Below are 4,416 nucleotides of genomic sequence, written 5' to 3' on the forward strand. Positions count from 1 at the left end.
CCCAAGTAATTTTGAACACCGTGTAGACGGTGGGGTATTAAACCCACAAAGAAAATGATAAAATAAATCTACTTCACAAAATCTAGATAAAATATCAAAATTATATATAAAATTCAGATTTATGCACCCTAACAAAAAATATAATCATAATTCAACTAACTCACTAGACTCAGATACAATCAACTAAATAATTATACCCATTAAAGCATTTATTTTTCAAAGACCAAGGCTATCTATCAAAGACTTACATAATATACCAAATACCAACAATTGATAGATGTTAGATATCAGTTAAACATCTGAAATTTTCAACCATAATAAAGTTAAAATGATTTGCAGTTTATATACTGGGAACAAGCTGGACTCTGCCTGCATCCATCTCCTCCATTAATAATTCTAATGCTTCATAATCTACATCAGAAATATAGCCAAGTCGTGTCAACTCTAAGTTGATTTGATTTTCGATTTCAGGAGTCAGTCTGCGAAAATAAAGAGCTTTAGATACAAGTTTCTGAATCATACATTTTGGTTCCATTGCTAATAGAAAAACCCTACATAATTAAATTCTCTGCTAAATGCTTACTCTTGTAGGTGATCTAATCCTAGACAAGAGAGTGATATGAATCATTTGGACTTGAAATTAGCAGTAACTTGTCATCTGTAAATCAGAATTTCACAGTAGTGGCGTGACACAGCTAAAATGGTGGATTAGATGGGGAGATGGGGAGATGGGGAGATGGGGAGATGGTAGATCAAGACACTAGAAACAAAAATCTATTACACAGTTTTAGGCGTGTCACGCCAGTAGTAAGTTTTTGGTGTTATCTTGAAATATGGGCATTGCTGATTTGAGGTACGATATCATGTCAGGATAAGAGCGCCAGTAAAAAACTTTCTCCTTCTACATACTTTTTCTTCTTCTTTCTTCCCTCCTGACTCCTGACTCCTGAGTTCTGACTCCTCAGTAATTAAGATTAATATCATACACGCGCTTCAGCAACGCCAAAATATGTATGTCCAAAAAATACAAGTTAGGTACGAATAGTGGCAGTAGCAGTAGAGAATTTACTAACATCCGAAATATTAAAACCTGCTCGTTACCTTGGTAATGAGTTGGGAACCTTCCATAAACCTTGGGACAATGCTCAAGTCCACTGGGTACTAACCTATCCAGAAGTTTATGAAGTAGGAGCTTCTAATTTAGGACATATAATTCTTTATAACATCTTAAACTCTCAACCAAGACAACTATGCGATCGCGCATATTTACCAGCTCCAGACTTAGCACAGAAATTACGAGCTACAGATACCCCACTATTTGCTGTAGAATCAAGGCGATCGCTCACTGACTTTGATATTCTAGGGTTTAGCCTCAGTTATGAATTAGGAGCTACAAATATTTTAGAAATGCTAAGTTTGGCAGGTATTCCCCTAACTTGGCAAGAACGAAAATTAACGTCCCACTCTTCTCAAACACAAGAAACCTATCCCTTAATTTTTGCAGGTGGTCAAACAGCAACTTCAAACCCAGAACCTTATGCAGACTTTTTTGACTTTATTGCTTTAGGAGATGGAGAAGAGTTACTGCCAGAAATTGGACTAATAGTTGAGCAAGGAAAAACTAATGGATTAACTAGAGAAGAATTACTGTTAGATTTAGCCCAAATTCCTGGGGTGTATGTGCCACAATTTTATGAAATGGCTAAAGATGGTTCTGTGTTCCCCATTCGTAAGGATGTGCCAGAAAAAATCTTGCGCCGAGTGGCCACTCCTATGCCAGCTTATTCTATAGGTTTAGTTCCTTATGTAGAAACAGTCCATGACCGACTGGTAATAGAAGTACGACGTGGATGCACCAGAGGATGTCGCTTTTGTCAACCAGGTATGTTGACTCGACCAGCAAGAGATGTAGACCCAGAAGAAATAATAGATACTATCGAAAAAGGTTTGAGAGTTACTGGACATAATGAGTTTTCTTTACTTTCCCTAAGTTGTTCTGATTATCTAGCATTACCAGCAGTGGGCACTGAAATTAGAAACCGCCTCAAAGATGAAAATATTTCCCTATCTCTACCAAGTCAAAGAGTTGATAGATTCGATGAAAATATTGCCAATATTATTGGTGGTACGAGGCAAAGTAGTCTGACTTTTGCACCAGAAGCAGGCACGCAAAGAATGCGGGACATTATTAATAAGGGATTGACAAATGAAGAACTTTTGCGAGGAGTCAAAACCGCTCATGAACAAGGTTGGGATAAGGTTAAGCTCTATTTTATGATTGGTTTACCTGGTGAAACTGATGCAGATGTGTTGGGTATTGCAGAAACAGTTAATTGGTTACAACAAGAGTGCAGAACTAAAGGTCGGAAGAAACTACAGGTGACTCTGACAATTTCCAACTTTACTCCAAAACCTCATACACCTTTTCAGTGGCATTCTGTCTCAGTAGCTGAATTTGAACGTAAGCAAGAATTACTGAAGGCAGAATTTAGAAGAATGAAAGGTGTAAAGGTAAATTATACCGATGTTCGTATCTCAGCAATGGAAGACTTTCTCGGTAGGGGCGATCGCCGTCTAGCATCCGTAATTCGCCGTGCTTGGGAACGAGGAGCAGGAATGGACTCTTGGTGGGAAAGTTTAGATAGAGCTTTTGCTGCATGGAGTGAAGCTATTGCAGAATCAGACTTGAGTTGGAAATATCGCCAAGTCGAAAATGGTGAGTGGAATGTATTTAAAAATACAGAAAATTCTACTGAAATTACTTCCGCTCAAAATTTATCATCTCTACTTGACCAACCTCTACCTTGGGGCCATATAGAGACTGGAATTGATAAAAATTGGCTCAAAGAAGATTTACACAAAGCTTTAGCAGCAATAACTGTTCCGGACTGCTTTTTCGCAACTTGTTCTCATTGTGGTGTATGTGGTCCAGATTTAGGTCATAATATTGTAGTCCCGCCTTTGCCTATTCCAGAATTTGATGGTAAATTTGTGCCAAACCAGAATAAGGTACAACGTCTAAGAGTGTGGTTAGGGAAGTTGGGAGAAATGGCTTTAGTTAGTCATTTAGATTTAGCTCGACTATTCGCTCGTGCAGTTCGTCGCAGTTCTATACCTATTGCTTTTTCAGGCGGATATCATCCAAGTCCACGAATTATTCCGGCTAGTGCTTTATCTCTTGGAACAACTAGCACAGGAGAAATTGTGGATTTTGAGTTGACAGAACCAATGGATGTGGTAACATTTCAAAATAAATTGGGAGCTGCTTTACCAACGGATATACCCATATATAAGGTTGAAGAAGTAGAGGTAAAGAGTCCTTCTGTATCTCAGATATTAGAGAAAGCAGAATATGTTTTGAAGGTCCGGAAAATAGCTGAATCTTCAGAAAATTTAACAGAAAATTTCTACAATCAAACAACTGAAGAAAAGCCAAATTGGCAAAAGTGGGTAGAGGTAATTAATAATAGTGAGTCAATTCTGTGGGAACAAACAACTAAGTCAGGCAAAGTAAAAGTTATTAACTTACGCGATCGCTTATTTGAGTTGGAGTATATAGAGTATTCAACCACTGATATTTTTTCTTTAGAAACGAAATGGGACGCTAAAATATATGGCATTCTTCGTTATGTAGGAAGTTATCAGAATGATGGAACTTTACTACGACCACAACATATAATTTATATGCTGGAACAAGTAAGCAAACAGGAGTTTGAATTACTGCATTCTCACCGGAAAAAGTTGTTTTTGAGGTGATATAAATTAAATAAGAATCTATAGTTAGGTTTTTGTTTTTTTTAGTGTCAGAATTGATAAAATTACTTTACAAAGGAGGAAAAAGGTAAGAAGGTATAAGTTGGAATAGAAATCCTACAAATAAATGATCGGGATTTAAATCAGGAAACCTTTACTCTCTTATCTTTCCTAAGCATTCAGCCGTCAGCTATTAATTTTGGGAAAGGTAAAAGCAACCTTTGAAATTGAGTTTGAATAAAAGTTGCTGCCAAAGTCCCTTTCCTGAACCTTAGAAGTAATTATTCATTACTAACTGCTGTTTGCATAGCATTCGGAAGGAAGTGCTGACTTACTAATAGCTGAATGCTTACTATCTTTCTAAACCTAAAAAACATTTTTTACCTTGATTCACTAATGAATTTAGTTCCGCTCTAATATAGAGTTTACAGCAAAAATATACCTGATTATTTATGCCTCTAGCAAAGCTGACTTAACGTATTTCTTTAGGTCGTAAAAAACGCTGTAATTTCATTCAAATTACAAAAATGTGAATCATAAGCAATACAATTTAGATTGATATAGAACCGATCAAAAAATGAAGATTTGTAAAAAAATTGGATTATTTTGAGTGTGAATAATTGAAAATACAATAAGATATAAGTTGAATACTTCTACCAACTA

At 36.4% G+C, this 4,416-nt stretch carries 3 protein-coding genes; 1 reads left to right on the plus strand and 2 read right to left on the minus strand.

Annotated elements, in window-relative coordinates; all coding sequences use genetic code 11:
• Window positions 1-340 precede the first annotated feature (340 nt).
• Window positions 341-535 (minus strand): hypothetical protein, encoded by a 195-nt coding sequence (locus tag F6K13_RS20180; RefSeq protein WP_124147623.1) that lies wholly within the window; start codon window positions 533-535, stop codon window positions 341-343.
• Window positions 536-861: 326 nt separating this feature from the next.
• A complete protein-coding gene (locus tag F6K13_RS20185) occupies window positions 862-984 on the minus strand; it encodes a hypothetical protein (protein WP_275670467.1) in 123 nt (40 codons plus the stop codon).
• Between the two features lie 60 nt (window positions 985-1,044).
• Between F6K13_RS20185 and F6K13_RS20190 the strand changes: the two genes are divergently transcribed.
• Window positions 1,045-3,756 carry a TIGR03960 family B12-binding radical SAM protein gene (locus F6K13_RS20190; RefSeq protein WP_124154999.1) on the plus strand — a complete coding sequence of 904 codons (2,712 nt, stop codon included), beginning with the start codon at window positions 1,045-1,047 and terminating at the stop codon, window positions 3,754-3,756.
• Window positions 3,757-4,416: the final 660 nt, after the last annotated feature.

Origin of the sequence: Okeania sp. SIO2B9 (assembly GCF_010672505.1) — a bacterium.
Classification (GTDB): Bacteria; Cyanobacteriota; Cyanobacteriia; order Cyanobacteriales; family Microcoleaceae; genus Okeania; species Okeania hirsuta.